The organism is Streptosporangium sp. NPDC023825, from assembly GCF_040639575.1.
In the GTDB taxonomy this organism is placed as follows: Bacteria; Actinomycetota; Actinomycetes; order Streptosporangiales; family Streptosporangiaceae; genus Streptosporangium.
In genome coordinates, this window is record NZ_JBFAAE010000065.1 from 47,927 (window position 1) to 54,174 (window position 6,248).

At 63.6% G+C, this 6,248-nt stretch carries 6 protein-coding genes; 3 read left to right on the forward strand and 3 right to left on the reverse strand.

Going from position 1 to position 6,248, the window contains the following annotated elements:
* Positions 1-40: 40 nt before the first annotated feature.
* Entirely contained in the window at positions 41-454 is a 414-nt protein-coding gene (locus AB0G15_RS36340) for a hypothetical protein (protein ID WP_362849026.1), read from the reverse strand.
* Between the two features lie 308 nt (positions 455-762).
* Here AB0G15_RS36340 and AB0G15_RS36345 point away from each other — a divergent pair, with 308 nt between their 5' ends.
* Both AB0G15_RS36345 and AB0G15_RS36350 read left to right on the forward strand, forming a co-directional pair.
* Complete coding sequence (locus AB0G15_RS36345) at positions 763-1,977, forward strand: helix-turn-helix transcriptional regulator (RefSeq protein ID WP_362849030.1); 1,215 nt, start codon at positions 763-765, stop codon at positions 1,975-1,977.
* 41 nt (positions 1,978-2,018) lie between these two features.
* Entirely contained in the window at positions 2,019-2,492 is a 474-nt protein-coding gene (locus AB0G15_RS36350; RefSeq protein ID WP_362849033.1) for an NUDIX hydrolase, read from the forward strand.
* 82 nt (positions 2,493-2,574) lie between these two features.
* Here AB0G15_RS36350 and AB0G15_RS36355 read toward each other — a convergent pair whose 3' ends face one another.
* Positions 2,575-3,297, reverse strand: a complete 723-nt coding sequence (locus tag AB0G15_RS36355; protein WP_362849036.1) for a HEAT repeat domain-containing protein — start codon at positions 3,295-3,297, stop codon at positions 2,575-2,577.
* Between the two features lie 424 nt (positions 3,298-3,721).
* Here AB0G15_RS36355 and AB0G15_RS36360 point away from each other — a divergent pair, with 424 nt between their 5' ends.
* Positions 3,722-4,417, forward strand: coding sequence for a hypothetical protein (locus tag AB0G15_RS36360; RefSeq protein WP_362849039.1), 696 nt, complete (start codon positions 3,722-3,724; stop codon positions 4,415-4,417).
* 463 nt (positions 4,418-4,880) lie between these two features.
* On the opposite strand, the gene AB0G15_RS36365 is transcribed toward AB0G15_RS36360, so the two are convergent.
* Complete coding sequence (locus tag AB0G15_RS36365; protein ID WP_362849042.1) at positions 4,881-5,096, reverse strand: hypothetical protein; 216 nt, start codon at positions 5,094-5,096, stop codon at positions 4,881-4,883.
* Positions 5,097-6,248 lie beyond the last annotated feature (1,152 nt).

Below are 6,248 nucleotides of genomic sequence, written 5' to 3' on the forward strand. Positions count from 1 at the left end.
ATGCCGTAGACGGCGTTCAACTCGCTGACCATCACAGCGATCACTCCGGCCACACGGGCGAGGCGAGACGCCGTCCGCGCAGGTCGACCGGTCGGCGATCATCCGGAAGTACGCATTGGGTCTCTTCGACCACCTCCGACAACGGATGACCGCCGCGAAGGTCCGCGTACCGGACAGCGACCCGGCGAGCGGCCGTCAGCGGATCATCCACCGGGCTGTACGCATAGCGTCGGCGCCCGCGCGCTGACATTTTCCCCGACCACCAGTGATACGAGACTCCGTTGGTCCAGACGACCAGATCGATCCAGACCGAAACAAGTGCGATTCCGACGCCGTGATGAATGTCGGCGGGCATTTCCAGATTGCGCAGTTCCTCGGCGAGGCGCACAGCCGCATATAGAGGGTCATCGGTCGCCGGTTCAGTCGGTCGCCGCCACACAAGCGTGTCTGTCATGTCTCCTGCCGTCCGCTTCCAGCGCAGTCGAAGCAATCACTCCGCGTTCTTGGAGCACGCCGACCATCGATGATCTGAGCGCCGTAAGCGGCGCTCACCCGCGCATATCGCCACCCCTTGCCCCGGCAGGCCGAGCAGCAGCCCTGCCCGCTGGTCTCTCGTGAGCCCGTCGTGTCCACTCCTTTTCCTCCGTCGCAATGGACGTTTTCTCGGTCAGTAGAGACACTAGGAAAAGGTGGCCGTTGCGCCCCGGAAAAGAATTCCGGGGTCCCCGAGGTACTCATGCGAGGCTGATCGGTATGCGAGGTATGACGGATCACCTGACCATCGGGGAACGCGTAGCGTGGTACCGCCGACGGCGGGGAATGTCACAAGAAGTCCTGGCCGGGCTCGTCGGTCGCACGGTCGATTGGCTCAGCAAGATAGAAAACGACCGGATCGAGCTTGACCGTCTGTCGGTGATCAAGTCCCTCGCGGTCGCTCTGGACGTCGCACTCGGCGACCTTCTCGCTGAGCCGTCCCTACTCGACTGGAGCCCCGACAGCGGAGACCGCACCGTCCCGGCACTGCGTGCAGCGATCACCGACTATCGCCAGCTCACTCCGCTCGCCGCTCTCGCCCAGGCCCACGAACCACCCAGCCTCTGCGAACTGCGCAGCGAGATCGCCGATGTTTGGCATGCCTACCAAGCATCCCGGTACGGCCTCGTGGTCCGCCGCCTGCCGGCACTTCTCACCGAGGCCCACCACGCCGCCAGCGCCTACCAAGGTGATCAGTACATCCAGGCCCTCAGCCTGCTCGGCCAGGCGTACCACGCAGCCACCAGCATCCTCGTCAAGATCGGAGAGAACGACCTCGCCTGGATCGCCGCGGAACGGGGCCTGACCTACGCGCAGAACTCCGGGGATCAGATCGTTGTCGCCTCACTACTGCGATCCGTCACCCACGCCCTGCTCTCCAACGGCCGCTACGACGCCGCATCACAACTGACGAGCGACGCCGCCGGACTTCTCCAAGCAGACCTCCCCCAGGGCAGCCCCGAACTCCTATCGGTACACGGCACGCTCTTCCTCGCAGGATCGATGGCCGCAGCCCGAGCCGATGACCGCGCCACCACCCGCGCCTTCCTCGCCGAAGCCGCGGAATCGGCCCGCCGACTGGGAGGCGACGCCAACCACGTCTGGACCGCGTTCGGCCCCACCAACGTGGCCATACACCAGGTGGCCACCGCCATCGAACTGGGAGACATTCAAGTCGCCATCGACATCGGCCCCGGCCTGGACACCAGCGCCCTGCCGATCGAGCGTCGAGCCCGCCATGGAATCGCCGTCGCCCAGGCGTTCAGCCTGTGGAACCGCACCGACGAGGCATTGGACGCCCTCCTTCAGGCTGAACACCTCGCTCCCGAGCAGATCCGTCACCATTACCTCAGCCGCCAACTCGTCCTGAACTGGATTCGTCGTCAGAAGGGCAAGCCCAGCCACCGGCTCACCGATCTCGCTCGTCGCCTGCGCGTCACCTGAGCGACCTTCACACCGGGCGGACTTCCCGTACCGTAGGGATCATGACCGGACAAGAGACCCCGCCCATGGCTACCCCCCGCGCCGCAGCCGGGGCACTCTTCTTCGACGACCACGGCCGCCTGTTGCTGGTCCGCCCCCATTACAAGGACTACCGCGACATCCCCGGCGGCTACATTGAGCCCGGCGAGACCCCGTTCCAAGCGTGCGTACGCGAAGTCCAAGAGGAACTCGGCATCCAACCGCCGATCGGCGACCTCCTCGTGGTCGACTGGGCACCCCACCCCGAAGAAGGCGACAAGGTCCTGTTCCTCTTCGACGGCGGAACCCTCAGCCCGAGCATGCGCGACAGCATCCGACTCGGTGCCGACGAACTAGCTGGCTATGACTTCCACCCCGTCGAAGAACTGCCTGGTCTCTTGATCGAACGACTCGCCAACCGAGTCCTGGCCGCCGTCACCGCTCGCACCATCGGCCGCCCGTTGTATCTGGAGCACGGCCAGCAGTTGCCGAAGTAATCAATGCCACCCTGTTTGAGGTGAGCTCCCCGCAGAGGGTCTTCGGGACTCACCTCCATCCCGATGTCTCGTCTACGGGGTTTCACACATCCGATTCATCGATCCACTCCACGAGAGCAACGAGGTTCTCGCGGGCGGGAATGAACGCCGTCTCCAACAGGGCCATCTCGCGGGCGATGGCGACCGCCTGCGGCCAGGGTGTATGAGGGTCGAACTCCCGGCTTAGGGTTTCGTGGTGAGTCCCGTAAGTGCCGGTGTCGGTAACGGTCCACAGCGAGAAGTACAGGACCACCTGGTTGTGCTCAGCAAGGTCGTTGATGACCGCGTCCAGCCGTGCCGCCGACCACATCGCGTCCCAGGGGCCTGTCGATACCTGCAAGGAAGCGGTCAACGGTGGTAACACCTGCCGCCGTGCACCCAGCACGGTCAACGCACGACGAAGGGCTACCGGCTCAGTGAAGTCCGGTGGTGTACCCGTGGCTCGAAGCCGCCGGTAAGCCGCTCGCAGCGCGGGTACCGCCGCCTCGATGCCCATTCGTGCCAGCGCGTCTGCCGACCACTCGCGCACCGTCTCGTGCTCGCTGTCGAGTAGGCCGATCAGGACCGGTGCGCTACCGGCATCACCGAGGTGTTCAAAGATCTCGATGGCGCAGAGCTGGCCATAACGACGCATGCGAGGGACCGCGGCCGCCAACGGCCCAGCAACGCCAGGCCCGATCGCCATCAACTCCTGCATCGCACCCTCTGCGATGTCGTCTGAGTCGTCGTCAAGCAGCTCGACAAGCCGCGCGATGTCCTCCGTCACAGCCGTCCAGTCTGCCGGGCTAGCTGGTGCCAGAAGTACACCACCCTGACATTGCCGAATTGTTCTTATGAGGTATCAAGGGGCGGCGGCGCTGCGCGCCGTCGCCCGGCCCTGCGCCTGCGGCGCACGCCGGGCATGCGGCCTGGAGGCCGGTCCCGACGTGCGGGCAGGACTCCGGGCCGTCGCCGCACGCGCGCCGCGCCGTACCTACGTCCCCGCCGGCCTTTGGTTGCACCGCCGCCCAGATGCAGCCCGACGATCGCCTCATCGTGGCTGAGGTCTGCCATGGTCGGGGGCGATCGAAGATCCAGGGTTCGTTCCTCACCCTGGCTCACCGAGGAACGAGGTTGAGCTCCGTTGCATCGAGAAGCAGGAGGTTCCGGCGAAGGTAGTCCGAACCGCGTGTGGCTCGGATAATGAGATCATGGAGTCCGCTGAGGAGTGGGATCGGCGCTTGGGATGGACGTTCGAGTTGATCTCGGAGGATCCCGTTCGGCGTAAGTGGGCGCTCAGGCTGGTGAGGGTTATTCAAGATCGCTACGGCGAGGAGTTGCATGCCTTCAACGAGGTCTGGCGAGATGAGGAGTGGTCGGCCGCCGATCAGGAAGTAGGCCGATCCATCGCGGAGCCACAAAGAACGCTGCTGGACGCTCTGGGGGAATTCATTCCCGCTGGATCCTACGCCGATTGGGCCGGGCTTAAGTATCTTCTGCTCTATTTGGAGTGGGAGTCCCGGTATCCGGACGAATGGATGGCCTCCGCTAAGAGCTGGGGATTAAAGCACGGCAAGTTGCATGATCTGGCCAGGGCTGTGCCGTATCTGACGGCTGAGGTGATCGATCAGCTGGTTGACTTGATTTGCCTTGCCGTACGGCGTGAGCACCGTTGTGAAGATGCGGGATATGCCGTACTGGCCAGGGCGGCTGGCGGATTGCGGTTACGTCGTCTCCTGCTTGAGATCGCCGATGACCCTGATGAGGGTTTCCGCTTACGGGCCCGGTACCTCCTGTGGTTGTTAGACCACCCTGAGGCGCCCAAGCCCAAAGTAAGCCAATGGAAGGCGTGGTTGAGAAGTCAGGAAGCCAAGCCGGTGTTCGAAAGAGCCGAACCTGTCGCCTGAGCACGACGAGGAAACAGAGGCCCCCTGTCCCCTCGCGTGCCCGTTGCGTGCCCGTCAGGAGGGTGACCAAGGGGGACTCACGGAGAATCACGGTCACTCGACCCGCTTCCCCGCAGGTCAGCATCCTCCCAGCTCAGCGACCAGGCGTGATAGAGACTTCCCAAGCTGACAGCGCGGGTTCGATCCCCGTCACTCGCTCTACACGGGAAATCCCAGGTCAACCGATGGATTAGGGCTTTCGGGCCAACGAATGACGGTACCGAACAGTCCTGGTGACGGCGTTGACAGGCATCCTCTTCAGGCGCCCGAGGCGCCATCAGGTTCGGGGCACCTCAGTGCGAGCAGGACGCCCGCGAGATGTTCACGCGCAGCGCGTCAACGAGCTTGGAGGGCCGAGTAAGCAGATCACTCGATCTCATCCTTCACGGCGTAAAGGTAGATCATACGGCCTTTGCTGGACCCCTCAGTCCTCCTCGACCAGCTGATCAACTGCCACGATAAGCGCATCCGTCAGTTCCTGATGCCACCGCCGTTCCATGCTGCGAGATGGGCTGCACAGAACCGTGCTCTTGGCCTCGCCCAAGGCCGAAGGGCCGGCACCCAGCAATTCCCGCGTGACCAGTATCGAATCAATCACGGACACCCGCCGGTCGCTCAACAGCTCCTGGACGGCCGCCATCCCAGCCTCGGCGTGAAGCAGCGGTCGACACTCCTCAACGAGAGCCGAGATCCGTGCAGCGCGATCCGGGTCAAGCCCCTGAAGCCCCATCACCCTCGTTCTCTCCTAACAAGTGAGGCCAAAATACCCTGCCGAAACCAAGCTCCAAGGCCGCGTCGTGGGGCAACTCAGACAGCCAGGCGGGCCATTCAAGGCTTGTCGAAGCCACCCATATCTTGCAGGTCAGTTCTTGATCACGTGCCAGAACGGGCGGGGAACCGCAGTCATTCACGGGGACTCACGGTTACTCGACCCGCTCTGACCTGCACCCCCGTTTTCCCAGCTCAGGGCAGCAAGGTCAGTAGATGATTCCCAAGCTGATAGTGCTCTGGCTATACAGCCACGAGTACAGCCAAGGGGGTGAACGACGGCGGAACTCAGCGGACGTCCACGGACACCGCATCCCCAGGCCAGAGCCCCAGACCTCGACCGAATCGACTTCTTTTAATCCGTAGGCTCACGAGTCGAATCTGAGCCTTGTCGCCTTCACGACATCACCCCCAGGAGCCTGGCGGGTCAACGGTGAGATCTTCAGGCCGCAGGAGCGAGGCCGGCTCGCCATCGACGGAGTAGACCTCAAAGTACGAAAGATGGCCGTCCTCGACGAAGAGCAAGACACCGTCATCGCGCCCGCGCACGCTGGCGGAGATCAGCACTCCGTCCTTTACCAGGAGGCGAGGGCACGCGGCCCTATCCTGCCCGAAGATCCACTGTTGCACATCCACACCCACACCGTCCGGCCACAATCGCCGAAGGGACCTGAGCGCGAAGTTCGTCCACGCCAGGGAAATCTTGCATGAAAAGAGCCAGGATTACGGCTTGCTCCTCGGCTGACAGACGGCGTTCGCTGATCGACACATCGTCAAGGTATCGAACCGGGCACGTGAGATATGTGCGGGATGATCTTCTACGGTCAGCGCCAAAAGGAGGGTTCCTGCCCTGCTCAGAGCCGCCTTCTTCTCTCGGAACGTAGCCCTCTTGAAAACCGCCACGCCCTGGCGGGGCGCTCAGTTTCGGAATGATCGCCGGTACGCGACCGCGAGACTGTATGCCGCTGGGATGAGCTGGAGGGGCGAAGGCTTGCGCAGATGCGCCGGCCGCGGAAATCCTGCG

Coding starts and splice junctions, on each gene's coding strand:
- AB0G15_RS36345 (WP_362849030.1), top strand. CDS start 763: ATGACGGATCACCTGACCATCGGGGAACGCGTAGCGTGGTACCGCCGA.
- AB0G15_RS36350 (WP_362849033.1), top strand. CDS start 2,019: ATGACCGGACAAGAGACCCCGCCCATGGCTACCCCCCGCGCCGCAGCC.
- AB0G15_RS36360 (WP_362849039.1), top strand. CDS start 3,722: ATGGAGTCCGCTGAGGAGTGGGATCGGCGCTTGGGATGGACGTTCGAG.
- AB0G15_RS36340 (WP_362849026.1), bottom strand. CDS start 454: ATGACAGACACGCTTGTGTGGCGGCGACCGACTGAACCGGCGACCGAT.
- AB0G15_RS36365 (WP_362849042.1), bottom strand. CDS start 5,096: ATGGCGGCCGTCCAGGAGCTGTTGAGCGACCGGCGGGTGTCCGTGATT.